Origin of the sequence: Sedimenticola selenatireducens DSM 17993 (genome assembly GCF_000428045.1) — a bacterium.
GTDB lineage: Bacteria > Pseudomonadota > Gammaproteobacteria > Chromatiales > Chromatiaceae > Sedimenticola > Sedimenticola selenatireducens.
Genome location: NZ_ATZE01000003.1, coordinates 60,743 through 87,167, shown reverse-complemented (window position 1 = coordinate 87,167; position 26,425 = coordinate 60,743). Strand labels below are relative to the sequence as shown.

The following is a 26,425-nucleotide window of genomic DNA, read 5'->3' as shown; positions in this document are numbered from 1 at the left end:
ATGGATATTCTGATTCTCTTCGGCATGGTGATAGGCCTGATGCTGATCGGCGTACCCATCGCCGTCTCTCTGGGCCTCTCCAGTATCATTTTTCTGTTTATGCACTCGGAGGCCTCACTGGCCTCGGTTGCGCAAACCCTGTTTTCGGCCTTTGCGGGACACTACACGCTGCTGGCGATCCCTTTCTTCATTCTCGCCTCCAGCTTTATGTCCACCGGTGGCGTAGCCCGACGCATTATCCGTTTTGCAGTCGCGGTAGTCGGCTGGTTCCCCGGCGGGCTGGCCATGGCATCGGTGTTCGCCTGCATGATGTTCGCGGCCCTCTCCGGCTCCTCTCCCGCCACCGTGGTAGCCATTGGTAGTATCGTCATTGCCGGCATGGTCAAGGCCGGTTACACCAAGGAGTTTGCGGCCGGGGTCATCTGCAATGCCGGTACACTGGGCATTCTGATACCGCCATCCATTGTGATGGTGGTCTATGCGGCAGCAACCGACGTGTCGGTGGGCCGCATGTTCCTGGCGGGTGTCATTCCCGGCTCACTGGCTGGCGTGATGCTGATGATCGGCATCTATATCGCCGCCCGGGTAAAGGGCCTGCCATCGCAGCCATTTGCCGGTTGGGGCGAGGTGTTTGAATCTGCCCGTGACGCCGGTTGGGGCCTGATGCTGATCGTGATTATTCTCGGCGGTATCTATGGGGGTATTTTCACCCCCACCGAAGCGGCCGCAGTTGCGGCGGTCTACGCCTTCCTTATTGCCAATTTCATCTACAAGGACATGGGGCCACTGGCAACCAAGACCAGGGGTAATTTTTTTACCGCCTTGATCACCGTCTTCTGGCACAAGGATACCAAGCACACCCTGTTCGAGGCCGGCAAGCTGACCATCATGCTGCTGTTTATTATCGCCAATGCGCTGATCCTCAAACACGTGCTGACCGAAGAGCGAATCCCGCAGATGATTACCGAGGCGATGCTCTCCGCCGGCTTTGGGCCGATCATGTTCCTGATCGTGGTGAACGTGCTGCTGCTGATCGGCGGCCAGTTCATGGAACCGTCCGGGCTACTGATCATCGTGGCACCGCTGGTGTTCCCCATCGCCATGACACTGGGCATCGATCCGATTCACCTTGGCATCATTATGGTGGTCAACATGGAGATCGGGATGATTACGCCTCCGGTGGGTCTTAACCTGTTCGTAACCGCCGGTGTTTCACACATGTCCATGATGCGGGTGGTCAAGGCGGCAGCGCCCTGGCTTGGCATCATGTTCCTGTTCCTGATCATCGTCACCTATGTGCCCTGGATCTCCACCTGGCTACCGACCATTATGATGGGGCCGGAGATCATCACGAAGTAACGCGGGAAACAAAGCGCAGGGTTTAGTAAAACCCTGCGCCTTTCGTAACAACTTTCGAGATTGATACCATGAAGATTCCAACATTCAAGACCATCCTCTACGCCACTGACCTGGGCAAAAAAATGCGTCCGGCGTTCCGCCATGCCATCAGCCTTGCGCAACAGTATCAGGCCAAGATCATCATGCTGCATGTAGCTGAACCCATTGGAAATACCGGCATGGCGGTGCTTGAGCTCTATGTGCCGGACATGAGCGATGATTTTGAACAAGAGGAGTTACGGGGAATCCTCAGCCAGATGGAGAAGCGCCTGGAGGACTTCTACACCGAAGAACTGGGTAAGGATTCCGACCTGGTCTCCGATGTGGCCGTCGTAACCGGTCGGCCCGCAGAAGAGATCAAAAAATATGCTGCCACCCATGACGTTGATCTGATTGTGATGGGCACCCATACCAGTTCAAGCTTCGGTTCCTCTCTACTGGGCTCGACCGCGCGCAAATTGATCAACATCAGTGATCGCCCGGTGTTGGTGGTGCCGGTGGGAAAGTGAGTTCGCCGGATTGAAACCGCTCTGGTAAAACGCAACCACTGGCTTGGTGGCAACATGACGCGGGCGGCTTCGGCGGTCCGCGTTTTTTTATCGCGATCGGTTTGGTTTGTGTCACCCGGAGTGCGGGCGGGCCTGGGGGAAACCGGCCCCCGGCCGGTTGGTGATCAACCCTTGGGAACTGGGCTTTGCGTCACTTGAAATTGCTTTTATCCAGACCGTACTTGCGCATCTTGTCATAAAGGGTTTTTCTCGGTACACCCAGTGCCGACATGGTGGCCTTGATATTGCCCTTATGACTGATCAGTACCTGCTCGATAATGCTCTTCTCGAAACAGTCCACCTGTTCCGGCAATGTCACTTGATGTTCACCCTGCTCATCATCGGTGCCATGCAGTAACTGCTCCAAATCATAACCGCAGCTCTCTCCCAACAGGGTGTAGCGTTCGGCGACATTACGCAGCTCACGCACATTGCCGGGCCAGTTGTGGGTCAACAGGATGCGAATCTGATGGCCGGAGGGGAGGGGGGCTTCCATCTGGTAACGGGCATTGGCTACCAGCAGGAAGTGGTGGAACAGCAGCGGGATATCCTCGCGCCGGCCCCGTAGCGGAGGTATCTCCAGCGTCACCACGTTGAGACGATAGAGCAGGTCCTGGCGAAAGCGGCCCGTCTCGCAGGCCTCTTTCAGGTCGATCTTGGTAGCGGCGACCACGCGCAGATCCAGCGGTATCAGATTATTGGAGCCGAGCCGTTCTACCACACGCTCCTGCAGTACCCGCAGCAGGCGTACCTGCACCGGCATCGGCATGCTCTCAATCTCATCCAGAAACAGGGTGCCACCGTTGGCGTGTTCAAACTTGCCGATGCGTCGCTCGTTGGCGCCGGTGAAGGCACCCGACTCGTGGCCGAACAACTCACTCTCGATCAGGTTTTCCGGTACCGCGCCGCAGTTGATGGCGACGAAGTTTTTATCCCGCCTCGACGAGTGTTCATGCAACGAGCGCGACACCAGCTCCTTGCCGGTGCCGGTCTCGCCCAGTACCAGAATATCGGCAGCCGCATTGGCCACCTGGGCGATGGTGGCACGCAGTTTCTGCATCGCCGGGGTGCGCCCAATGATGCGCGGACCCGGCACATCCTGCGCCTCCAGTTCGCGCCGCAGGCAACGGTTCTCCAGGGTGAGTGCCCGCTTGTCCACGGCACGGCGCACGGTCTCGATCAGCTTTTCGGCGGCAAAGGGTTTCTCAATGAAATCATAGGCTCCGTCCTGGATGGCGCTCACCGCCATGGTGATATCGCCGTGACCGGTTACCAGGATAACTGGAATGTCCCGATCGATCTGCAACGCTTTTTCCAAAAAGGCGAGACCATCCATCCCCGGCATCTTGATATCGCACACCACCACGCCAGGCCACTCCAGTGACAGCAGGGGTAGCACCTTCTCCGCGCCATTGAAACTCTGCACCTCAAAGCCGGCCAGTTCCAGGGTCTGCTGGTTGGCCATGCGGATGTGCTTCTCATCGTCTATGAAATAGATTATCGGATCGGAATTATTCATCATCTGCTTAAATTGGTTTTCCGGCCGGTATTTTTGATCGGCCTATTTGCTCAACAGCTCTTGTCTGGGTTGATTTTCAGTCACACTTGAGAGATCCAGTTGCAGGGTAAACACGGCACCACCCTGCTCCCGGTTACCGGCGGTCAGTGTCCCATGCATCATCTCTACAATGCGATAGGAGATGGAGAGGCCGAGACCCAGTCCCCGGTCTTCCGATTTTGTAGTGAAGAACGGATCAAAAATGCGCTCCAGATTTGCCTGTTCAATCCCGGGTCCGTTGTCCAGTATCTCAATAATCGCCTTTCCCTGCCTGGTGCTCACGGCAATCTGAATCCAGCGCTGGGCCTGCAGCTCCACTGCATGTACTGCATTGGTGATCAGATTCACCAGCACCTGCTCAAGTTGCACCATGTCTGACATGACATAGAGCTCTTCCTCCGGCAGCCTTCTACGCAGCTCGGTCTCCGTATCCTTCAACTGGGGACCGACAATCTTCAGTGCATTTTCGATCACCGCCTGCAACGATACACTGACAATCCGGCCGGATGTCTTGCGCGAGAAAACCTTTAGCTGGCGGCTGATTTTTGCCATACGCTCGGTCAGTTCAGCAATCTGCTCCAGATTCCAGCTTGCCTCTTCCTGGCGGTCGCGGGTCAGCAGCGCCCGGGCATTGTCGGCATAGGAGCGGATCGCCGCCAGCGGCTGATTCAGTTCGTGGTTGATACCGGAGGACATCTGACCCAGGGCCGCCATCTTGGCGGCCTGAATCAGTTCGTCCTGGGTCTGGCGCAGCGTCTCATCGGTACGCCGGTGCTCTTCGATCTCTCGAATCAGTCGGATGTTGGCCTCGGTGAGATCGGCGGTACGCTCTTTTACCCGGCGTTCCAGCACCTGCTTGGCGCGTTTTTCAAACCGTTCGCGCTCTTTGATGCGGCGACTTCGCTGAAAAAGATAAAGCACCAGAAAAACGATCGCTATATACAGTATGGTGGCGAACAGCAGGGACTTCAGCACCTGTGAATTCACCACGCCCAGGCTGGCGAACGTGTGGACACGCCAGCCCGCTTCCGGCATCTCCTGCACCAGCATCAGGTGGTCGGACTGACGGGGCTCACCCATATTTACCACTTGCGCCTGCTCTGAAATTTGGTCTTTCCGGGTAATCGCCAGGGTACCTATTTCAGCGTTCCCATAGCGCCGGCTGCTGTGAATTCTTTCAATCACAGAATTGTCCAGCGGGTAAAGGCTCTTGTAACGCCAGTCGTCATTGGTGGAGATGAAAATAACACCATCCGGATCGGTCACGACAAAATCTTCTTTGAACGAGCTCCAGCTCTCCTCAAAACCGATCAGTTCGATTTTCATTACCACAGCGCCCTGTATCTTCTCCTTGTCACGCACCGGATAGGCAAAATAGTAACCCCGCTTATTCGAGGTGGAACCGAGGGCAAAATAGCGCCCCAGGCGGCCCTTCATGGCTTCCTGAAAATAGGGTCGGTAGGAAAAATTTCTGCCGACAAAGGGGCGCTCGGACAGCCAGTTGGAGGCCGCTATGGTCCACCCTTCCGCATTCATCAGATAGGTATCCGAGGCGTTGGCGACCTTGTTGATGGTTTCCAGATAACGGTTAAGCGCGGTGATGGTGTTGACGTCATTGGGATATTGCAGAAAGTTGAGCAACAGGCTGTTGGTGGCCAGCAACTCCGGCAGAAACTCATACTTCTCCAGTTGGCCCTGCAGATTGGCCACGAACAGTTTCAGTTGGTGCTGGTTTTGTTGCTGCAGGTTTTCCAGGGCAATCTGCCGCGACCAGTGGGCCGTCAGCCAGAGTATCAGCATCAGCAGTGAAATCACCACCACCAGCAGCAACTGGCGATGGGATTTTTTCAGGCTGAAATGGGCAAATTTAATTTCCATAATCCGACCTGAAGTATAGGCCTTCAGAGCGATTATTCCCGCCCTCCGATCGCCATTGAAACGCTCCGCCGTTCTCGGGCATCCCGACCATTTGGCCCGGGGCATGCCTGTAGGAGCGGCACCCCGCCGCGATCTTTTCCCAATTCCGGACAGTCCGGGCGTTCTGTACGCAATCGCATGAGTGTGAACCGCAGCGAAAAAAAACCCCGCCGAGGTGGCGGGGTTGTTCTGCACAGCGTTGGATCAGGACTTCTTGATCTTGCGTAGCTTCTCGATCGCCCGCAGCTGGGCTACGGCCTCGGCCAGTTCGGCCTGCGCCTTGGCATACTCGAACTGTTCCTTCTGACCGGCCAGCGCTTCTTCAGCCCGGCGTTTGGCTTCGATGGCGGCGGCCTCATCAAGATCGGCTGCACGGACGGCCGTGTCGGCCAGTACCGTCACCACATGCGGTTGAACCTCCAGAATGCCGCCGGAGACGTAGAAGTGCATCATCTCCTTACCGTTGTCCACTCGCACATCACCCGGCTTCAGGTGCGTCACCAGCGGCGTGTGTCTTGGGGCGATACCCAATTCACCCATCACGCCGGGGGCGTAGACCATCTCGGCTTGGCCGGAATGGATCGCTCCCTCTGCACTGACGATGTCGACATGTATAGTCATGGCCATTTAGTTTCTCCGGACTTGATTAGTCGCCTGCGCCACGCTCGACAGCTTCCTCGATACCACCAACCATGTAGAAGGCCTGTTCCGGCAGATGATCATACTCACCGCCCAGAATCGCCTTGAAGCTGGCGATGGTGTCCTTGACCGATACGTATTTTCCGGGACTGCCGGTGAACACCTCAGCCACGAAGAACGGCTGGGAGAGGAAACGCTGCATTTTACGTGCGCGGGATACGGTCAGCTTATCCTCTTCGGACAACTCATCCATACCCAGAATCGCGATAATATCCTTCAGCTCCTTGTAGCGCTGCAGGGTGCCCTGTACACCACGGGCAACGCTGTAGTGCTCCTCGCCAACAATGTGCGGGTCCAGGATTCGCGAGGTGGAGTCCAGCGGATCCACCGCCGGGTAGATACCCAGCTCGGCGATCTGACGGGACAGCACCAGGGTCGCGTCCAAGTGCGCGAAGGTGGTGGCGGGGGAGGGGTCGGTCAAATCGTCCGCCGGTACGTAAACCGCCTGGAACGAGGTGATGGAGCCGGTCTTGGTGGAGGTAATACGCTCCTGCAACACACCCATCTCGGCCGCCAGGGTCGGCTGGTAACCCACCGCGGAGGGCATACGACCCAGCAAGGCCGATACCTCGGTTCCCGCCAGGGTGTAACGGTAGATGTTGTCGACGAACAGCAGTACGTCACGACCCTCGTCACGGAAGTTCTCGGCGATGGTCAGACCGGTCAGCGCCACGCGCAGACGGTTGCCGGGGGGCTCGTTCATCTGGCCGTAAACCAGGGCTACTTTATCCAGTACGCCGCCCTCTGCCATTTCGTGGTAGAAGTCGTTACCCTCACGGGTACGCTCACCTACACCGGCGAATACCGAGAAGCCGGAGTGCTCGACAGCGATGTTACGGATCAACTCCATCAGGGTCACGGTCTTGCCCACGCCGGCACCGCCGAACAGCCCGACCTTACCACCCTTGACGATCGGCATGATCAGATCGATCACCTTGATGCCCGTCTCCAGGATTTCGGTGGCCGTGGACTGATCTTCCAGTTTCGGTGCAACGCGGTGGATCGGCATGAACTCTTCGGTCTTCACCGGACCGGCCTCATCCACCGGGTTACCCAGGACGTCCATAATACGGCCCAGGGTGCCCTGGCCGACCGGAACGGTAATGGGAGCGCCCGTGTTAACTGCTTCAACGCCACGCTTCAGACCGTCGGTTGAACCCATGGCAATGGTACGGGCAATGCCGTCGCCCAATTGCTGTTGAACTTCCAGGGTCAGACCCACTTCTTCGATCTTCAGCGCATCGTAGACCTTCGGCATATGACCCATGGGGAACTGTACGTCCACCACAGCACCGATGATTTCCACCACTTTACCCGAACTCATCTCTGGTTCCTCTCGTCGCTGTCGACGACTCTCTAATGTTTAAAAACTTAACCTGTTCTACACAAGGGCTTATACAGCTGCGGCGCCGGCCACGATCTCGGAGATCTCTTGGGTAATGGCTGCCTGACGCGCCTTGTTGTAGACCAACTGCAGCTCATCAATAAGGTTGCCTGCGTTATCGGTCGCCGCCTTCATGGCCACCATTCGTGCGGACTGCTCGCAGGCCCCGTTCTCCACCACCGCCTGGTAGACCAGGGATTCGATGTAGCGGGTCAGCAGGCCATCCAGAACCTCTTTGGAATCAGGCTCGTAGATATAGTCCCAGTGATGCTTCAGCTCCTGATCGCTCTGACCGGCGATCGGCACCAGCTGTTCAATGGTAGGATCCTGGGTCATGGTATTCACAAACCCGTTGTAGGCCACGTAGATACGATCGATCTCACCGTTTTCATAGGCATCGAGCATCACCTTCACCGTACCGATCAACTGCTCGATATGGGGTGCGTCCCCCAGATGCGTGGCCTGGGCCAGCACCTTGCCGCCAAAGCGCTTGAAAAAGCCCAGCGATTTGGATCCGATGGTGCAGAAGTCAACCTGAATACTTGCTTCCTGCTGCTTTCTGATCTCCCTGACCAGCTTGCGGAACAGGTTGCTGTTCAAGCCGCCGCAGAGCCCACGGTCCGAAGAGATGACGATATAGCCGACTCGGCTGACATCGCGCTCCTTCATAAAGGTGTGGGTATACTCCGGATGCGCATGGTACAGATGGCCGATGACGTTCCGCATCTTGTCCGCATAGGGACGCGTCGCGTTCTTCCGGTCCTGCGCCTTGCGCATCTTGGCAGCTGCCACCATCTCCATCGCAGACGTAATCTTCTGCGTATTCTTGATGCTGGCAATCTTGGTGCGTATCTCTTTTGCGCCTGCCATGATTAAACCTTATCTTTCAGCTTTATGGACGTCATGCTTACCAGGTGTGGTTGGCTTTGAAGTCCTTGATGGCGTCATGCAGTGACTTGGCAACTTCGTCATTGTAATCGGCCGATGCGTTGATCTGATCGCTCAGTGCCTTCTGGTTGCTGCCCATATACGAGTGCAACGCCGCCTCGAAATCAACGATCTTGTTGGCGGGGACGTCATCCAGATAGCCTTCGTTGGCAGCAAACAGTGAGGTGGCCATCTGAGCAATGGAGAGCGGACTGTACTGCGGCTGTTTCATCAGCTCGGTGACACGCTCGCCACGCTCCAGCTGGGCGCGGGTAGCATCGTCCAGATCGGAGGCAAACTGGGAGAAAGCCGCCAGCTCGCGATACTGGGCCAGCGCCAGTCGTACACCACCACCCAGCTTCTTGATGATCTTGGTCTGGGCCGCGCCACCCACTCGGGAGACCGACAGACCGGCGTTGATCGCAGGACGGATGCCAGCGTTGAACAGATCGGCCTCAAGGAAGATCTGGCCATCGGTAATGGAGATCACGTTGGTCGGCACGAAGGCGGACACGTCACCACCCTGGGTCTCGATGATCGGGAAGGCGGTCAGTGAACCGGTCTTGCCCTTCACCTCACCGTTGGTGAACTTCTCCACGAACTCGGCATTGACTCGCGCGGAGCGCTCCAGCAGACGGGAGTGCAGGTAGAACACATCGCCGGGATAAGCTTCACGACCGGGGGGACGACGCAGCAGCAGCGATACCTGACGATAGGCCCAGGCCTGCTTGGTCAGATCGTCATAAATGATCATGGCATCCTGACCGCGATCCCGGAAGTACTCGCCCATGGTGGCGCCGGAGTAGGGCGCAATGAACTGCATCGCGGCCGAATCCGCTGCGGGTGCAGCCACGATGATGGTGTGTTCCATGGCGCCGTGCTCTTCGAGCTTGCGCACCACCTGCGCGATGGTGGAGTTCTTCTGGCCCACCGCCACGTAGATACACTTAACGCCGGTACCCTTCTGGTTGATGATGGCGTCGATGGCGATGGCAGACTTACCGGTCTGGCGGTCGCCGATGATCAGCTCACGCTGGCCGCGACCCACCGGTACCATGGCGTCGATCGCCTTGAGGCCGGTCTGTACCGGCTGGTCAACCGATTTACGCTCGATCACACCCGGCGCCACTTTTTCGATTGGAGAGGTTTCGGTGTACTCGATGGCTCCCTTGCCGTCCAGCGGGTTACCCAGGGAGTCAACCACGCGCCCCAGCAGGCCCTCACCAATGGGCACTTCCAGTACGCGGCCGGTGCACTTGACCGCATCGCCCTCGGTAAGGTGGGTATATTCACCCAGGATTACCGCGCCCACGGAGTCGCGCTCCAGGTTCAGTGCCAGACCAAAGGTGTTGCCGGGAAACTCCAGCATCTCGTAAGACATGGCGTCTTCGAGACCGTGGATGCGGGCAATGCCGTCGGTCAGACTGATGATGGTGCCCTCGTTGCGGGCTTCAGTCTTCAGATCGAACTTTTCGATCCTGTTTTTGATCAGTTCGCTGATCTCGGATGGATTGAGTTGCATGATGGCTTCTCGCTTAGATTCCTAATTCGTTCGCCAGTTGCTGCAGCTGCCCGCTGACGGAACCGTCGATTACCATGTCACCGGCACGAATATGAACGCCGCCTATCAGCTCTGCATTCTCTTCGCTTGTGATGGTAATGTCGTATCCCAGTTTGGCTTTCAGCGCATCGGCTATTTGGGTTTCCTGAGTCGGCTCCAGGGCAAAAGCAGAGGTTACGTGCACATGCTGTATCCGCTGACTTTTGGCCTTCAGTTGCTCATAGAGTTTGGCGATCTCACCCGCCAGGGTAAGACGACCATTCGCTATCAGCACCTTGACCAGGTTCTTGCCCTCTTCGGTGAAGTGGTCACCGCCAATTTCGATAATCAGATCCGTCAGGCTGGATCTGTCGAACTTGGGATTGGTGATAACCCCGGCCATGGTTGGTTCGCCAACCACTGCCTCAAGAAACTCAAGAGTTTCCGACCAGGGACCTAGTGCATCGGTCTCTTTGGCCCGGTTAAATACCGCTTCCGCGTAAGGACGGGCTATTGTGGTTGTTTCTCCAGCCATAGCAGCGCCTTAGATCTGTTGAGCCAGTTGTTCGACGATATCCTTATGGGCCGCAGCATCAATCTCCTTGCGAAGAATCTTGCTTGCACCCAATACCGCCAGCTCAGCCACCTGTTGACGCAGCTGTTCACGAGCACGATTGGTCTCCTGCTCGATCTCCGCCTGGGCAGCAGCAAGAATACGTTCGCTTTCGGAACGTGCGTTGCCTTTGGATTCATCGACAATCTCGGAAGCACGCTTCTGAGCCTGGTTAATGATTTCTGCCGCCTGGCCTTTCGCTTCACGGATGGCCTCTTTGGCGCGTTCCTTGGCCAACTCCTGTTCGTGCTGACCGTGTTCCGCGGCTGCCAGGCCGTCTGCAATCTCCTTTCGACGAGTGTCGAGGGCGCCCATGATGGGAGTCCAGACGAACTTCATCGTGAACCACACAAACACCGCAAAGGAGAGAAGCTGACCAATAAGAGTCAGATTTATGTTCATCCCGGATTTACCTCGCTTTTGACGAGATGATAGTCAGTATGTTCGTTGGTAGCCAAAATTATCCGGCAACCGCGAACAAGACGTACATCGCCAAACCAACAGCGATCATGGGGACGGCGTCAACCAGACCCATTACGATGAAGAACTGGGTACGCAGCATTGGAATCAGCTCAGGCTGGCGGGCTGCACCCTCGAGGAAACGTCCACCCAGCACACCGATACCGACTGCGGCGCCCAGTGCACCCAGGCCCATCATCAATGCACCAGCAATGTACAACAGTGCAGTTGCTTCAGTCATTTCTATCTCCCGTTTGTCGTGAGGTTGTAAAGTTAAACGAAAAAACTACGAAAAAAATTAATGGTCGTTATGCGCCATATCCAGATAAACGATAGTCAGGGTCATGAAGATAAACGCCTGCAGCGTAATGATCAGGATATGGAAGATCGCCCAACCCAGCTGCAGCACGCCGCCGAACAGTCCCAGCACCACACCGGCGTTGTACATGATGGCGATCAGGATGAAGATCATTTCACCCGCATACATGTTGCCGAAGAGTCGCAGTGCCAGTGAGATCGGCTTGGCAATCAGGCTGACGAACTCGAGGACGAAGTTGATCGGGATAAACAGCAGTTTCACGATCGGATTGTCGGAAGAGAAGGGCTGCAGGGTCAGTTCACCCATAAATCCACCCACACCCTTGATCTTGATACTGTAGTAGAGGGTGAGCATGAAGACACCAATCGCCATGCCAAAAGTGGCGTTGGGATCGGTCGAGGGCACGACCTTCATGAAGTGGATGCCGATGGCACCGGCCAGGTAGGGAATCACGTCAACCGGCACCAGGTCCATCAGGTTCTGCAGGAAGATCCAGACGAAGATGGTCAGGGCCAGCGGGGCCACCAGCGGGTTACGGCCGCTGAAGGAGCCGCGCACGCTGTCATCGATAAACTCAACCAGCCACTCAGCGAAGTTCTGCATGCCGCCAGGCACACCGGCGGTAACGCGATCGGCGATTTTCTTGCCGAAATAGATGAACAGGCCGCCCAGCAGGATCGACCAGAACATGGTGTCGACGTGGATGGCCCAGAAACCCATCTCTTTGGCTTCAGCCGCGCTGTGGGCAAGCCCCCAGGTACCGTCAGAATGCTGGCCGAAGGTCAGGTTGGTCAGATGGTGCTTAATGTATTCGCTAGAGGTAAGGGTATCGCCAGCCATTGTGCTATCACATAACCAAATTTATTGTTAATCCAATAGTTGAACCACTGCGATCGGCATCAGCTGTACCAGCAGAAAGATGCCAAACAGTGCGCCAACACTCAGCGGCTTGATCCAGAGGATGGCCCCTGCAAAAAGCAAACCCGTCAACACGAGTTTCAAGATCTCTGCGCCATAGAAGCGAGCCAGCAGTCTGCCCGGCTCCTGGGCGGTGTATCGGACAAATATCCGAAAGGCGAAAAAGGCGTTCGCCAGGGTTGCTATCAGCCCCCCCGCAAGCCCGGAATAGGCATAAACGTCGCCCGCAACCATCAGCAGAAGCAGGGCCGCAGTCAATGTCGTTACCAATTGTGCCAGGACGGTGCGATAGGCTTGGCGCTTATCTGCCAGATGCATCAAAACGATCCCCAGCAGTTAAAAACCGCACTTAAAAAGCCGGCGCAGTATAAATGTTGCGTTGTATAAGGTCAAACGATGGGCGAATAAATTTTTTGATTGGAGCGTGAAAAACGATTGATGGTTTCCCGCCCCATGCTGATCGAATTACTGAATATGCTCCAGAATCCCGTCCAGCTCATCCAGGCTGTTGTAGCTGATCACCAGCTTCCCCTTGCCGCCACCGCCCTGTTGCAGCTTGACCCGGGCGCCAAGGCGCTCGGTGAGGTCGGTTTCCAGTGAGCGGATATTGGGATCCTCCCGTAGCGGCTGTTTCGCCTTGGTCGGCTCAGCGCTTTCGCCCTGCAGCCGCCTGACCAGTTTTTCCGTCTCCCGTACGGAAAGGCCCTGCAGACTCACCTGGCGCGCCGCCTCACTCTGCAGTGCATCCTTCAGGCCGAGCAGGGCGCGGGCGTGGCCCATCTCGATGCGTCCCTCCTCGATCATCGCCTTCACATCCGGATTCAGTTCCAGCAGGCGCAACAGGTTGGTCACGGTAGTGCGGGACTTGCCCACCGCCCGGGCAATCTCCTGGTGGGTCAGCTCAAATTCGTTCAGCAGCCGGTGCAGGGCACCTGCCTCTTCCAGCGGGTTGAGGTCATCGCGCTGGATATTCTCGATCAACCCCATGGCCATGGCGGTCTGATCATTGACGTCGCGAATGACGACCGGTATCTCGCTCAGCCCGGCCTGTTGCGAGGCGCGCCAGCGTCGCTCGCCGGCAATGATCTCATACTGGTTGCCATCCACCGGGCGTACCACGATGGGCTGTACCACGCCCTGGGCAGCGATGGAGTCGGCCAGTTCCTGAAGACTGTCGGGATTGAAATCCCGCCGCGGCTGATAGCGGCCGCGGCGGATCAGGTCTACCGGCAGGCTGGTGAGACTGTTGGCCGAACTGCCCGTCTCGGATGTCTGCTGCTCTTCCTTGTCAGCGCTGTTCCCCAGCAGGGCGTCCAGTCCGCGTCCGAGACCTCTTTTTTTTGCTGCCATGTTCAGTACTCTGTCGGGATGCGCTCGTCCGAAGGCAAGCGGGATCTTGTCTTGTTCAGGCTGGCGCAGCCATGCGTTTTTCCTGTCTGCGCATCAGTTCGCTGGCCATGGCCAGGTAGGATACCGCGCCGCGCGACGCCTTATCATACAGCAAAACCGGCAGCCCGTGACTCGGCGCCTCGGCCACCCGGATATTGCGTGGAATGATGGTGCGGAACACCTGGTCGCCAAAGTGGTGGATCAGCTGAGCCGATACCTCGTTGGTGAGGTTGTTGCGTGGGTCATGCATGGTGCGGACAATGCCGTCGATCACCAGCTGACTGTTGCGGCTGCCCTGGATCTGCTTGATGGTATTGATCAGGGCGGACAGACCTTCCAACGCATAGTATTCACACTGTAGCGGGATCAGCACGCCATCGGCCGCCACCAGGGCATTGACCGTCAGCATATTCAGCGAGGGAGGGCAGTCGATGACGATATAGTCATAGCGATCCTTGGCGCCAGCCAGCGCCAGGCTCAGCCGCTTCTCCTTCAGCGGGACGTTCATCAGCCCCACCTCGGCCGCCGTGAGATCGGCATTGGCCGGCAGCACATCGAAGCCGGCGGCGGGTGTTTTCACCACGGTGTCGCTGAAACTCGCTTCGCCCAGCAGCACATCGCAGCTGGAGTTGTCGAGATCGTGTTTGTCCACACCGCTGCCCATGGTGGCATTGCCCTGTGGATCCAGGTCCACCAGCAACACCTTCCGTCTGAACGAGGCCAATGACGCCGCCAGATTCACCGCCGTGGTGGTCTTGCCGACCCCACCTTTCTGATTTGCGACACAGATTATTCGACCCATAGCCCATTTCCGCGCTAGTACCCGGCCATCCCAGGTTCCCAAAAACTTACCCGTCCCGCGTTGTCCAACGGGCCGTTCAGAATATCAGAAAGCGGAGCAGATGCACGAACTTTGACCGGATCACCGGGGCTTTTGTGTGCAAGTTGGGCAATCGGCTCCCCATCCCGGTCCGGCCATCACTTGAACAGATCTTCCGCCGCCTGCCGCTGATCCCCGCCGGCGGCTTCTCCAGCTCCCTTGAGATCGGCGGTCGGTTCAAAAAAGTCACAATAGTTGGCGCGGGTCTTGTCCTGCACCTTTTCCGCCTGCGGCTCCCGGCACTGGTTGGTGAAGGCCGGATCATACCAGCGGCAGTTCCTGCACACCCGGGTCGGCTTACCACACTTCAGACAGATCGTCTCACGGCCATACTCGTGAACCGACAGTTCGCTACCACAATGCCAGCATTTACCCGCCACGCTTGATGTCATGTCCCGCCTCGCTGCCCGGATTCTGATGATGCTGAAGATTATCGCTCCTGGATTCCACCACCGGCAAGCCGGTTCCCCCGGCTTGCAGTTCCCCCGGCACTAACGCATATTTAAAACCACTGACCCTTCACCCGGAGACGCCGTCCGACGGCAAGGAACTATCCATGTATGAGACATTGAGAGAGCTGGGCGTTACCGACCTCGACCAGATCGAACGCTATACCCTGCGGCAGGAGGGCGATGAGGACATTCTGAAAATCTATTTCAAACGTAAAAAAGGCGAGCTGTTCGCCCACAGCATGAAGTTCCGCCACGGCCGCGCCAAGAAGATGGTGCTGGTGGACAGCGGTACCCATAAATACAAAGAGATCAGCGAGATCTCACCCACCATGCTGAAACTCTCCCGGGAGCTGGACAAGCTGGTGCAGCATGAAGAGAGCGTGTCTGATTTCAAAAAACGCATCCTGGGCGATATCGACCACCTGGAAAAGGTGATGGTGCGCAAACTGGACCAGCTCCGATCTGATATCGAAAACCTGGAGTAGTGGGTCCGGATCAGGGGCCGCCCCGGGCCAGAAAGCGATCCAGCTGATTGGCAAAGGCCTGACGATCCCCCTTGTCCAGGGCCGGCGGACCACCGGTGTTGACCCCACTGCCGCGCAGTTCATCCATGAAATTCCGCAGGGTCAGCCGTTCGCGGATATTCTCCCGGGTATACAGCTCACCCCTGGGATTCAGCGCATAAGCCCCTTTCTCAATCACTCCGGAGGCGAGCGGGATATCGGCGGTGATCACCAGGTCACCCGCCTCTGCCTGACGAATTATCTCATTGTCCGCCACATCGAACCCGGCCGACACCTGGATGGAGCGGATCAAGCGAGAGGGCGGGGTTCTGACCGGCTGATTGGCCACCAGAATCAGCGCTATTTCCAACCGCTCGGCCGCCCGGAACAGGATCTCTTTGATCACATTGGGGCAGGCGTCCGCATCAACCCAGATCTGCATGTTGTTCTCCATTAGCCGCGCATGAACGCGGATAAACAGCCGTAGTTAATCGCACTCCCGGTCAGTGTCCGGGCTCCACCAGCAGGGCGTGGCGCTGGCCGCCACTGCCGGGCACGCTCAATGCCGCGACCTCGACCCGGTAACCTTCAGCCGCCAGTTCGGCGATTTCATCTGTTGGCACAGTCCCTTTCATCGCCAGCAGTCGACCTTGGTCGGCAAGCAGATGCCGGGTAAGTTGCACCATCTTTGGCAGGGCGGCAAAGGCACGCGAGGTGATGGTGTCAAAGCCGGCATCCGGTTGATAGGCCTCGACACGGGTGCGCACCACCTGCACATTATCCAGTCCCAGGGCCACCACCGCCTGCTGCACAAAGCGGGTTTTCTTGCCGTTGGAGTCGATCAGCACAAACTGCCGATCCGGCTGTGCCACGGCCAGCGGTATCCCCGGCAGCCCAGGGCCGGTGCCCACATCCAGCACCCGCTCACCCTGCACAAGGTTCAGAATGGAGAGGCTGTCCAGCAACTGGCGGGGGACCATCTCGCCCGGATCACGAATGGCCGTGAGGTTGAATGCCTTGTTCCACTTCAACAGCAGGGCAAGGTAATCCAGCAACAACTGCTGCCGCCTCTCGGACAGATCAATCGCCATGATCCGCAGTCCCTCACTCAGTTGGTGCCGCCACTGGTTCTGCTGATCGGTCATGATTTACGCTTCAGGTGAATCAGTAACAGTGAGATAGCGGCCGGCGTCAGGCCCGGAATCCGGCTCGCCTGACCGATGGTGGCCGGACGGCGTTTGATCAGTTTTTCCCGCACCTCGGCGGAGAGTCCGCGCACGGCCGCATAGTCGAAACTGTCCGGCAATTTCAACGCGTCATTCGCCTGCAGCCGGTCGATCTCCACCTGCTGACGCTTGATATAACCGGCATAGCGGGCCTGGATCTCCAGCTGCTCTGCCGCTTCGCCGTCGCCCAGCGCCGGTCCCAGCGACGGCAGGCTGCAAAGCTGCGCATAGTCCACATCCGGACGTGCCAGCAGGTCCAGCGCCCGGGTCTCCTTGGATATCGGGCTGTCGAACAGCGCCGTCACCTGTTCGGCCAGCGGACTGTTGGGTTGCACCCAGATATCCCGCAGCCGCTGCTGTTCGCGCTCGATCGCCTCGCGCTTCTGTTCAAAACGCTGCCAGCGTTCATCCGCCACCAGCCCCAGCCGGCGCCCCTGTTCGGTCAGACGCAGGTCGGCGTTGTCCTCGCGCAACAGCAGCCGGAACTCGGCGCGGCTGGTGAACATGCGGTACGGCTCCTGGGTCCCCTTGCTGATCAGGTCATCCACCAGTACGCCCAGATAGGCCTCATCGCGGCGCGGGCACCACGCCGCCTGGTCACGTAATTTCAATACCGCGTTGAGTCCGGCCAGCAGCCCCTGTGCCGCCGCCTCTTCATAGCCGGTGGTGCCGTTGATCTGGCCGGCGAAGAACAGCCCCTCGATAAAGCGCGTCTCCAGGCTGGGGCGCAGATCCCGCGGATCGAAGAAGTCGTATTCAATGGCGTAACCGGGGCGCATGATGCGAGCCTCGGCAAACCCCTCCATGGAGCGCACCAGCGCGTACTGCACATCGAAGGGGAGGGAGGTGGAGATGCCATTCGGGTAAACCTCGTTGCACTCCAGCCCCTCCGGTTCGATGAAGATCTGGTGTGCACTCTTGTCGGCAAAGCGCACCACCTTGTCCTCGATGGAGGGGCAGTAACGCGGCCCCACGCCCTCGATCACCCCGGTGTACATGGGCGAGCGAGACATGCCGCTGCGGATGATCTCGTGGGTGCGCTCGTTGGTATGGGTGATGTGGCAGCTGACCTGGCGCGGGTGTTCCTCCCGCGAACCCATGAAGGAGAAGACCGGCGCCGGGTCGTCCCCCGGCTGCTTGGCCAGTCGGGAGTAGTCGATGGTGCGGCTGTCGATGCGCGGCGGGGTGCCGGTCTTCAGCCGCGACACGTTGAATGGCAGCTCACGTAGCCGCCTGGAGAGCGCATTGGCCGGGGGATCACCGGCCCGTCCACCCTCGTAATTGTTCAGTCCGATATGGATGCGCCCGCCGAGAAAGGTGCCGGTGGTCAGCACCACCGCGCGTGCCTGAAACTTCAGCCCCATCTGGGTCACCACGCCGGTAACCCGCTCCCCCTCCACGATCAGGTCATCCACCGCCTGCTGGAACAGATCCAGATTCGGCTGATTCTCCAGGGCAAAGCGGATCGCCGCCTTGTAGCGCACCCGGTCCGCCTGGGCGCGGGTGGCGCGCACCGCCGGCCCCTTGCTGGCGTTGAGGATGCGGAACTGGATACCGCCCCGGTCGGTGGCCCGGGCCATGACGCCGCCCAAGGCATCCACCTCCTTTACCAGGTGGCCCTTGCCGATGCCGCCGATGGCGGGATTGCAGCTCATCTGTCCCAGGGTCTCAATGCTGTGGCTCAGCAGCAGGGTGCGCGCGCCCATGCGTGCCGCCGCCAGGGCCGCCTCGGTACCGGCGTGGCCACCGCCCACCACAATCACCTCATAGCTATCGGAATAAAACATGATTACTCGAAACAAGAACGATTCAGCCGGCTAGTGTACCCCCTGTGGGCATCCGGCTGGAACAGGCAGCCGGCCGAACTCAATACAGGCGATGCCGGAACAACCAGGCCGCCGCGCTCAGGGTACAGCCGGCGATCAGCGCCAGCGGCCACAGCTGATGCACCAGTATCGACAGCGGTGTCCCTTCCAGAAATACCCCCCGCAACACGATCAGAAAATAGCGCAGGGGATCGAGCAGGGTGATCATCTGCACCGCCCAGGGCATATTGGCGATGGGCGTGGCGAAACCGGACAGGATGACCGCCGGCACCAGGAACAGGAAACCGCCAAGCAGGGCCTGCTGCAGGGTTACCGCCAGTGACGAGATGGCGAGTCCGATACCGATGGCCGCCAGCAGGAACAACACCAGTCCGAGGTAGAGGACACCCAACTCACCCACCAGCGGCACGCCGAACCAGACCTGGGCCAGCAGGATCACCAGGCTCCCTTCGGCCAGTCCCACCACGAAACCGGGTGTCGCCTTGCCGATCAGAATCTCAAACGGTCGCAGCGGCGTCACCAGCAGTTGATCAAAGGTCCCTTGCTCCCGCTCCCGGGCCACCGACAGGGAAGTTACCACCATGGTGACCACCAGGGTCAGCAGGCCCACCAGTCCGGGAATGAAGAACCAGCGGCTCTCCAGGTTGGGGTTGAACCAGGCACGACTCACCAGGTGGGCCGGCGGTGCATCCAGCCCGTGCCTGGCAATCCACTGTTCATTGAAATTGCCGATGACCGTGCCGGCATAGTTGACCGCGATCTGCGCGGTATTGGAATTGCGCCCGTCCACCAGGACCTGAACCTGGGCCGGTTCGCCGGCGGCCAGCTTTTCGCTGAAGCGCGGTTCCAGCTGGAGGACCAGCAGTACCTCGCGGTTGTCCAGCAGGTCCGCGATCTCATCCTGTCGCTGCACGATATGCCGCAACTGGAAATTGGGCGAGCCCGAGAATGTCGCCATCAATGCCCGGCCGGCCTGACCCTGGTCCCGGTCATAGACCGCGTAGGGCACATGGTTGAGGTCGAACGAGGCCGCATAGCCGAACACCACCAACTGAATCAGTGGCGGTACAATGGTGACGAAACGGCTCTGCTTGTCCTTGAACAGGTTCAGGAACTCCTTCACCACCAGGGCCAGAATACGTTGCCACATTGCGATCACTCCAGCCGCTTGTGCATGCGCCGGCGCGCCAGGCCGAGGAACAGCAGCGCCATCGCCAGCAGCGCCAGGGAATTGGGCACAATCACCCCCCAGACATCACCGGCCAGGAACAGGGTCTGCAGGATGGCGACAAAATAGCGCGCGGCGACCAGATGGGTAATCCACTGCACGGCGGCAGGCATGGAGTCGATATCAAACAGCATGCCGGAGAGCAGGAAGGCCGGCAGAAAGGTGGCGACGATGGCCACCATGCCCGCCACAAACTGGTTGCGGGTAGTCACGGAAATCAGCAACCCCATGCCCAGGGCGACCAGCAGATAGAGCGCCGAACAGGCGGTCAGCACCCAGAACGAACCGCGCAACGGCACCAGGAACAGCCACAGGGCCATGGCCACGGAGAGAGCCATGCCGCCCATGCCCAGCACAAAGTAGGGGAGCACCTTGCCGATCAGCACCTCGCGCATGCTGACCGGGGTCACCAGCATGGCCTCCAGGGTGCCGCGCTCCCACTCACGGGCCATCACCAGGGCGGTCAGCAGCGCACCCACCAGGGTCATATTGATCGCCACCAGACCGGGTACCAGATAGTTGCGGCTGCGCAGCCCCGGATTGAACCAGATCCGTGGTTGCAGCATCACCGGCTGGCCCAGCGGCCGGGCCCGGGCACCCAGTTCCCGCTCCAGCCAATTACGCCAGGCGCCCTCGACATAGCCCTGCAGCAGGCGCGCCGAATTGGCATTCACACCATTGACGATCAGCTGGATGGGCGCGCCCACCTCGCCCCGCAGACGCGCCGCGAAGTCGCCGGGGAGCACCACCACGCCATCCACCTGGCCGGCACCAAGCGCCTGCTGGGCAGCGGCCCGATCGGGAAAACGTCGGGGTGAAAAATAGCGCGAGTGCCGGAACACCCCGATGAAGCTTTCCGCCTCGGCACTCGGTTGCTCCACCACCAGGCCAAGGGGTACATCCGTGGCATCCATCGACACCCCGTAGCCGAACAGCAGCAGCAGAAACGCCGGCATCAGAAAGGCGATTGCAATACTGCTGGGATCACGCAGCACCTGCAGGAACTCCTTGCGCAACAGACCACGGACCCGCCGGTTCACGCCGCCTCTCCATCTTCGATCAGGGCGATAAAGGCCGCTTCCATGGTAGCGTCCGACGCCTCACTGCCGAGCGACCTGGCCTTCACCTCGGCCGGCGTGCCCAAGGCCAGTATCTCACCCTCCGCCATGATTGCCAGGCGGTCGCAGTACTCCGCCTCCTCCATGAAATGGGTGGTCACCAGTACCGCCACCCCGGCATCGGCCAAGGCGTTGATGTGCGACCAGAACTCGCGCCGGGCCAGGGGGTCGACCCCGGAGGTCGGTTCGTCCAAAAACAGGATATCCGGTTCATGCATCAGCGCGCAGGCCAGCGCCAGACGCTGCTTGTAACCCAGCGGCAGGTCGCCACTGGCGGCGCCGACAAAGCCCGCCAGATCCAGTTCACGCAGCGCCCAGGCCATGCGTTCCCGGCGCCGCGCGCCGCGCAGACCATAGGCCCGACTGAAAAACTCCAGATTCTGTTGCACGGTGAGGTTTCCGTAGAGGGAGAATTTCTGCGACATGTAGCCGATACGAGCACGCGCTGCGGCCGGCGCCCGCCGCAGGTCCACCCCGGCCACACTGACTTCACCACCACTCACTGGCAACAGGCCACAGAGCATGCGGAAGGTGGTGGTCTTGCCGGCGCCATTGGCACCGAGCAGGCCGAACACTTCACCGGCAGCCACGGCGAAACTTACATTCCGAACCGCCACGAAATCACCAAACCGCCGGGTCAGTCCGGACACGCTGATGGCGTCACCGGGCGTGACCTCATGCGGTACGGGTCGCAGGACCTGCTGAAGGGACCCGCTGTCACGCAACAGATCGATGAACCCGTCCTCGAAGCGGGGGGACACCGCCTCGCAGTGCGCACCCGAGAGGTCGTCGGCATCCAGTTTCGGTGGTTCGGCATGCTGCATCACCAGCCGCACCGCCTGCCCCTGAACCGTGGCATCGAATACGTCCGGCAACTTCGCCAGGCGGGCCTGCAGTCGGCGCGGCAGTGTATCGGCCTGCCGCACCCTGAAGCTGCGACCCCGCAGCGGTTCGCTGAAGGCCGCCGGCCGGTCATGCCCCACCACCTCGCCCTGGTGCAACAGGATCACCTCGGCGCAGCGTTCCGCCTCATCCAGATAGGCGGTGCTCAGCAGCACGCTCATGCCCTCCTGCTCCACCAGGCGGTAGACGATCGACCAGAGCTCGCGGCGCGATAGCGGGTCTACCCCGACCGTCGGTTCATCCAGCAGCAGCAGCCGGGGCGAACGCACCAGGGTGCAGGCCAGGCCCAGTTTCTGTTTCATACCGCCGGACAGCTGTCCGGCCAGGCGCCGGGTAAACCTGCCCAGGCCGGTCATGTTGAGCAGCTCGTCGTAGCGCTCCCGCCTGTTGGCGGGTGGCACGTTCTGCAGGTCGGCATACAGGTCCAGATTCTCCTGCACCGACAGATCCTCATACAGACCAAACCGCTGCGGCATGTAGCCGATCTGTGATTGCACCGCCAGCGACTCGCTGGCAACATCCTGTCCGAGCACCCGGATGGTCCCGCTATCCGGCAGCAACAGGCCGGCAGCCAGACGCATCAGGGTGGTCTTGCCGGCACCGTCCGGTCCGATCAGTCCGGTTACCACGCCGGCCGCCACCTGCAGATTGATATCCCGCAGCGCCTGAACCGTGCGCCCGGGCAGTCGGAACGACTTGGAGAGTACATCGACTTCCATGACCGGCTTCGACATGGTTGTCGCGCCTATTGACCGCAACCGGGAGTCGCGACGGGTTCCCGGTCAAGATCCAGCATGACCGTCACCGGCATGCCCAGACGCAGTTCATCCTGGGGATTACAGACGAACACATGAACCTGGTAAACCAGGTCGGCGCGCACCTCTTCGGTCTGTACCTGCTTGGGTGTGAACTCGGCGCTGGGGGAGATATAGCCGACCCAGCCAGAGTACTGTTTGTCGGGAAAGCTGTCGCTACTGACCGCGGCCGGCATGCCCTGGCGAATCCGCCCGAGATGGGGCCCATCCACATAGACCCTCGCCCACAGCGGTTCGGTCAGCGCCAGGGTATAGACCGGACGCTGTGACGAGGCCATGTCTCCCGGCTCCAAAATACGGCTCTGGATCACCCCGGCCGCCGGGGCGTGCAAGGCCGCCTCGGCCAGGTTTCGTTCGGCCAGTGCCAGGTCTGCTTGCAGGGCGCTCAGGGTAGCCTGGGCGGCCGCCACATCCTCGGCGCGCGGCCCGGCAACCGCGAGTGCCAGTCCGGCCTCCACTGCGTGCACCCTGGCTACAGCCGCCTCGGCCACGGTCCTGGCGTTGTCCAGATCCTGGGGAGATGCCAGGCCCTTTTGTGCCAGATCCTGCTGCCGCTGAAGGCTGCGTCGGGCGTTCAGCGACTGGGCCCGCGCCTCCTGCAGTTCGGCACGCAGCTTGTCGATCTCCTCCGGACGGGTACCGGCCAGCAGGGCATTCACCTGCTGCTGCTGCGCCTCGACCCGGGAGGCAGCCGCATTGCGCAGTGCCTCAAGTTGACTGGTCTCCAGTTGGGCAAGCGGTTGTCCCGGCTGCACCCGGGCGCCTTCAGACACCGTCATGTCGACAATGCGTCCATTGGCATTGAAGGCCAGGTTGACCAGGCGAACCTCGATGTTTCCATAGAGGTTCAGCTCTCCCGTAACCGTCGGCGCACTGCCGTTTGACCACCAGAACCAACCCCCGGCCCCCAACAGGGCGATCAGGGACAACATCAGCAATGCTTTTTTCACGCGGGCTCCTCCGCTCCATCCTGGACAAAATTTGCTGTCGCGACAGGGATTGCCGCCAATCGCCGCTGCGCGTCGATAACCGCATCAAAGTGAATTTGAATTGCGATAAGGAGACGCCACCTGTGCCGCCTGGCACAGAAACAGTCCGCTAGTGTACCGCTACAAACAGTGGGCTGAAACCAGACAACCCTGATAGGGACAAACCGGGCAGGGAACCGGCGGCCTGGGTGTCGGGAGGGGAAGGGGAAAAATGGTTGATAGCCTACCCCGGCCACGGAAGGTGGCCGGGGTCGCTACCGCTCAACTCTCGGACAGCTCCTCGTGCCAGCCTGTATCCAGGCCGAATTCGAAGGTATGCATCCGGTAGCCTTCCGGGAAGGCGGCTTTCAGCCGCCGTTCAAACTCCGCATACACCTCTGTCTTGTGCTGCTGCACATCATAGTCGCGGGTGCCGGACTCCACTTCCGGCACCTCCAGCTCCATCTTGAACTCGATCTCCGGTGCCAGTTGAATTCTGACTTTGCCCATGGTGTTTCCTCCTGTTCCGGGAAGCGTTGGCCGGGGACACCCGGCCAGACTTCCCGGCATGCGATTACATTAAGGGTACGATCATCAGTGCCACGATGTTGATGATCTTGATCAACGGGTTGATGGCGGGACCAGCGGTGTCCTTGTAGGGATCACCCACTGTATCGCCGGTGACCGATGCCTTGTGCGCCTCGGAGCCCTTGCCGCCATGGTTGTCATCTTCAATAAACTTCTTGGCATTATCCCAGGCGCCACCACCGGTGGTCATGGAGATAGCGACAAACAGGCCAGTGATGATGGAACCCAGCAACACTCCGCCCAGCGCTTGCGGACCCAGCATCAGGCCCACCGCTAGCGGCACGGCAATCGGCAGCAGGGAAGGGAGCACCATCTCCTTGATGGCTGACTTGGTCAGCATGTCGACGGCGCGGGAGTAGTCCGGTTTTGCGCTGCCGTCCATGATACCGGGAATCTCCTTGAACTGGCGCCGCACCTCGCGCACGATGCCACCCGCTGCACGACCTACCGCTTCCATCGCCATGGCGCCGAACAGGTAGGGCACCAGGCCGCCGATAAACAATCCGACAATTACCAGATGGTTGGAGAGGTCGAAGGTCAGAGCCTCACCGGTATGCTGCGCCAGTTCCCGGGTATAGTCTGCAAACAGCACCAGGGCCGCCAACGCCGCGGAACCGATAGCGTAGCCCTTGGTCACCGCCTTGGTGGTGTTGCCCACGGCATCCAGCTCATCGGTGGTGTTGCGCACCTCGTTGGGCAGGTTGGCCATCTCGGCAATACCGCCGGCATTGTCGGTGATCGGTCCGTAGGCATCGATGGCGACGATGATCCCGGTCATTGACAGCATGGAGGTGGCGGCAATGGCGATACCGTACAGCCCGGCCATGGAATAGGAGACCAGGATACCGGCGCAGATAACCACCAGCGGAGCCGCCGTGGAGCGCATGGAGAGCGCCAGGCCGGCGATGATGTTGGTGCCGTGACCGGTGGTGGAGGCCGCCGCCAGCAGACGCACCGGCCGATAGTCGGTCGAGGTGTAGTAGTCCGTGATCATCACCAGCGCAGCGGTAATGATCAGTCCGATCAGGGCCGCGCTGTACAGATCCATCACCGCATAGGTGGCATCACTGCCCATCAGCCACTGGGTTACCGGATAGAAGGCGATGGCCGACAGAATGGCCGAGACACCCAGGGCGCGGTATAGCGCATTCATGATCTTGCCGCCTTCCTTTACCGAGACAAAGAAGGTACCGATGATCGAAGTGATGATGGAGATCCCACCCAGCACCAGCGGCAGCAGGGCCGCGTTGGGATTGTCCGCAAATATCAGCGCACCCAGCATCATGGTGGCGATGGTGGTCACCGCATAGGTCTCGAACAGGTCGGCCGCCATACCGGCGCAGTCACCCACATTGTCGCCCACGTTATCAGCAATCACCGCCGGATTGCGCGGATCATCTTCGGGGATGCCGGCTTCCACCTTGCCCACCAGATCGGCACCCACATCCGCTCCCTTGGTGAAGATACCGCCACCCAGACGGGCGAAGATGGAGATCAGCGAGCCACCAAAGGCCAGACCGATCAACGGGGCCAGCTTTACCGGCTCACCCACCGGGGTCATGCTGAGCAGCCAGCCATAAAAACCGGCCACCGCCAGCAGGCCGAGACCCACCACCAGCAGACCGGTGATGGCGCCGCCCCGGAAGGCCACGGCCAACGCCGCATTGAGTCCGGTCTTGGCCGCTTCGGTGGTGCGTGAATTGGCCCGCACCGAGATATGCATACCGATATATCCGGCCAGGCCGGAGAAGATGGCGCCGATGGCAAAACCGACCGCGGTGGTGGAGTTGAGCAGCACGAAGATCACCCCAAACAGGATCACCCCGACAATGCTGATCGCCATGTACTGACGATTGAGGTAGGCCGATGCCCCCTCCTGGATCGCCAGGCTGATACTGCGCATCTCTTCCGATCCCTCCGGCTTGGCCAACAGCCAGCGGATGGAATAGACGCCGTAGGCGATTGCCCCGACGGCGCATAACAGTGCAAAAACAAGACCCGATGTCATGTATACCTCCAAAAATCGTTTTTGATTTAAGGCCGGGCCATTTTGGTTATGGTGATAGGGATATAACCCGGCAACTGCTTGCCAGGCAGAGGTTCCTGCAGTGTCTGATTATTATGGTCACCGCAAGCTACGGTTCGATTTACTCTGAGATATCTGAACCCGACACTGGCAAACGGACCCATCCTAGTCCTGGAACTGAACCGGCGATAATCAGAATTCGCTTTGCAACAATTAAAAAAAG

At 59.5% G+C, this 26,425-nt stretch carries 26 protein-coding genes; 3 read left to right on the top strand and 23 right to left on the bottom strand.

What is annotated here, in order from left to right; translation table 11 throughout:
• Entirely contained in the window at nucleotides 1–1,359 is a 1,359-nt protein-coding gene (locus tag A3GO_RS0103480) for a TRAP transporter large permease (RefSeq protein ID WP_029132222.1), read from the top strand.
• 68 nt (nucleotides 1,360–1,427) lie between these two features.
• Nucleotides 1,428–1,907 (top strand): universal stress protein, encoded by a 480-nt coding sequence (locus tag A3GO_RS0103475; RefSeq protein ID WP_029132221.1) that lies wholly within the window; start codon nucleotides 1,428–1,430, stop codon nucleotides 1,905–1,907.
• A 190-nt stretch (nucleotides 1,908–2,097) separates the two neighbouring features.
• Here A3GO_RS0103475 and A3GO_RS0103470 read toward each other — a convergent pair whose 3' ends face one another.
• The 14 genes from A3GO_RS0103470 to A3GO_RS0103405 form a co-directional block, all read right to left on the bottom strand.
• Nucleotides 2,098–3,468 carry a sigma-54-dependent transcriptional regulator gene (locus A3GO_RS0103470; RefSeq protein WP_029132220.1) on the bottom strand — a complete coding sequence of 457 codons (1,371 nt, stop codon included), beginning with the start codon at nucleotides 3,466–3,468 and terminating at the stop codon, nucleotides 2,098–2,100.
• 39 nt (nucleotides 3,469–3,507) lie between these two features.
• Nucleotides 3,508–5,382, bottom strand: coding sequence for an ATP-binding protein (locus A3GO_RS0103465; protein ID WP_037374629.1), 1,875 nt, complete (start codon nucleotides 5,380–5,382; stop codon nucleotides 3,508–3,510).
• A 243-nt stretch (nucleotides 5,383–5,625) separates the two neighbouring features.
• Complete coding sequence (locus tag A3GO_RS0103460) at nucleotides 5,626–6,048, bottom strand: F0F1 ATP synthase subunit epsilon (RefSeq protein ID WP_029132218.1); 423 nt, start codon at nucleotides 6,046–6,048, stop codon at nucleotides 5,626–5,628.
• 19 nt (nucleotides 6,049–6,067) lie between these two features.
• On the bottom strand, nucleotides 6,068–7,444 hold the full coding sequence (gene atpD / locus A3GO_RS0103455; RefSeq protein ID WP_029132217.1) for a F0F1 ATP synthase subunit beta: 1,377 nt from the start codon (nucleotides 7,442–7,444) through the stop codon (nucleotides 6,068–6,070).
• A 69-nt stretch (nucleotides 7,445–7,513) separates the two neighbouring features.
• On the bottom strand, nucleotides 7,514–8,374 hold the full coding sequence (gene atpG / locus A3GO_RS0103450) for a F0F1 ATP synthase subunit gamma (protein WP_029132216.1): 861 nt from the start codon (nucleotides 8,372–8,374) through the stop codon (nucleotides 7,514–7,516).
• 37 nt (nucleotides 8,375–8,411) lie between these two features.
• Complete coding sequence (gene atpA / locus A3GO_RS0103445) at nucleotides 8,412–9,953, bottom strand: F0F1 ATP synthase subunit alpha (protein ID WP_029132215.1); 1,542 nt, start codon at nucleotides 9,951–9,953, stop codon at nucleotides 8,412–8,414.
• Between the two features lie 13 nt (nucleotides 9,954–9,966).
• Nucleotides 9,967–10,506, bottom strand: coding sequence for a F0F1 ATP synthase subunit delta (locus tag A3GO_RS0103440; protein WP_029132214.1), 540 nt, complete (start codon nucleotides 10,504–10,506; stop codon nucleotides 9,967–9,969).
• 9 nt (nucleotides 10,507–10,515) lie between these two features.
• The gene (locus tag A3GO_RS0103435) at nucleotides 10,516–10,986 is read right to left on the bottom strand and encodes a F0F1 ATP synthase subunit B (RefSeq protein ID WP_029132213.1); all 471 of its coding nucleotides are present in this window, start codon (nucleotides 10,984–10,986) and stop codon (nucleotides 10,516–10,518) included.
• A 58-nt stretch (nucleotides 10,987–11,044) separates the two neighbouring features.
• On the bottom strand, nucleotides 11,045–11,284 hold the full coding sequence (gene atpE / locus A3GO_RS0103430; protein ID WP_046860058.1) for a F0F1 ATP synthase subunit C: 240 nt from the start codon (nucleotides 11,282–11,284) through the stop codon (nucleotides 11,045–11,047).
• 57 nt (nucleotides 11,285–11,341) lie between these two features.
• Entirely contained in the window at nucleotides 11,342–12,202 is an 861-nt protein-coding gene (gene atpB / locus A3GO_RS0103425) for a F0F1 ATP synthase subunit A (RefSeq protein ID WP_029132211.1), read from the bottom strand.
• A 27-nt stretch (nucleotides 12,203–12,229) separates the two neighbouring features.
• A complete protein-coding gene (locus A3GO_RS0103420) occupies nucleotides 12,230–12,598 on the bottom strand; it encodes an ATP synthase subunit I (protein ID WP_051301795.1) in 369 nt (122 codons plus the stop codon).
• Nucleotides 12,599–12,745: 147 nt separating this feature from the next.
• A complete protein-coding gene (locus tag A3GO_RS0103415) occupies nucleotides 12,746–13,630 on the bottom strand; it encodes a ParB/RepB/Spo0J family partition protein (RefSeq protein ID WP_029132209.1) in 885 nt (294 codons plus the stop codon).
• A 55-nt stretch (nucleotides 13,631–13,685) separates the two neighbouring features.
• Nucleotides 13,686–14,471, bottom strand: coding sequence for a ParA family protein (locus tag A3GO_RS0103410; protein ID WP_029132208.1), 786 nt, complete (start codon nucleotides 14,469–14,471; stop codon nucleotides 13,686–13,688).
• Between the two features lie 176 nt (nucleotides 14,472–14,647).
• A complete protein-coding gene (locus A3GO_RS0103405; protein ID WP_029132207.1) occupies nucleotides 14,648–14,941 on the bottom strand; it encodes a hypothetical protein in 294 nt (97 codons plus the stop codon).
• A 164-nt stretch (nucleotides 14,942–15,105) separates the two neighbouring features.
• Between A3GO_RS0103405 and A3GO_RS0103400 the strand changes: the two genes are divergently transcribed.
• A complete protein-coding gene (locus A3GO_RS0103400; RefSeq protein WP_029132206.1) occupies nucleotides 15,106–15,486 on the top strand; it encodes a DUF3461 family protein in 381 nt (126 codons plus the stop codon).
• 10 nt (nucleotides 15,487–15,496) lie between these two features.
• On the opposite strand, the gene A3GO_RS0103395 is transcribed toward A3GO_RS0103400, so the two are convergent.
• The 9 genes from A3GO_RS0103395 to A3GO_RS0103355 form a co-directional block, all read right to left on the bottom strand.
• Entirely contained in the window at nucleotides 15,497–15,946 is a 450-nt protein-coding gene (locus A3GO_RS0103395; protein ID WP_029132205.1) for a YaiI/YqxD family protein, read from the bottom strand.
• Between the two features lie 61 nt (nucleotides 15,947–16,007).
• Nucleotides 16,008–16,649: a 16S rRNA (guanine(527)-N(7))-methyltransferase RsmG gene (gene rsmG, locus A3GO_RS0103390; RefSeq protein ID WP_029132204.1), complete on the bottom strand. Its 642-nt coding sequence runs from the start codon at nucleotides 16,647–16,649 to the stop codon at nucleotides 16,008–16,010.
• Nucleotides 16,646–18,517: a tRNA uridine-5-carboxymethylaminomethyl(34) synthesis enzyme MnmG gene (gene mnmG / locus A3GO_RS0103385; protein WP_029132203.1), complete on the bottom strand. Its 1,872-nt coding sequence runs from the start codon at nucleotides 18,515–18,517 to the stop codon at nucleotides 16,646–16,648. The genes rsmG and mnmG overlap by 4 nt, the downstream gene beginning before the upstream one ends.
• Nucleotides 18,518–18,596: 79 nt before the next feature.
• Entirely contained in the window at nucleotides 18,597–19,706 is a 1,110-nt protein-coding gene (locus tag A3GO_RS0103380; protein WP_029132202.1) for an ABC transporter permease, read from the bottom strand.
• A gap of 5 nt (nucleotides 19,707–19,711) precedes the next feature.
• On the bottom strand, nucleotides 19,712–20,824 hold the full coding sequence (locus tag A3GO_RS0103375; protein WP_029132201.1) for an ABC transporter permease: 1,113 nt from the start codon (nucleotides 20,822–20,824) through the stop codon (nucleotides 19,712–19,714).
• Nucleotides 20,821–22,539: an ATP-binding cassette domain-containing protein gene (locus A3GO_RS0103370; protein ID WP_037374627.1), complete on the bottom strand. Its 1,719-nt coding sequence runs from the start codon at nucleotides 22,537–22,539 to the stop codon at nucleotides 20,821–20,823. The genes A3GO_RS0103375 and A3GO_RS0103370 overlap by 4 nt, the downstream gene beginning before the upstream one ends.
• Before the next feature lie 11 nt (nucleotides 22,540–22,550).
• The gene (locus tag A3GO_RS0103365; protein ID WP_029132199.1) at nucleotides 22,551–23,570 is read right to left on the bottom strand and encodes an HlyD family secretion protein; all 1,020 of its coding nucleotides are present in this window, start codon (nucleotides 23,568–23,570) and stop codon (nucleotides 22,551–22,553) included.
• A gap of 300 nt (nucleotides 23,571–23,870) precedes the next feature.
• Nucleotides 23,871–24,098: a hypothetical protein gene (locus A3GO_RS0103360; RefSeq protein ID WP_029132198.1), complete on the bottom strand. Its 228-nt coding sequence runs from the start codon at nucleotides 24,096–24,098 to the stop codon at nucleotides 23,871–23,873.
• Nucleotides 24,099–24,162: 64 nt separating this feature from the next.
• Complete coding sequence (locus A3GO_RS0103355; RefSeq protein WP_029132197.1) at nucleotides 24,163–26,184, bottom strand: sodium-translocating pyrophosphatase; 2,022 nt, start codon at nucleotides 26,182–26,184, stop codon at nucleotides 24,163–24,165.
• Nucleotides 26,185–26,425 lie beyond the last annotated feature (241 nt).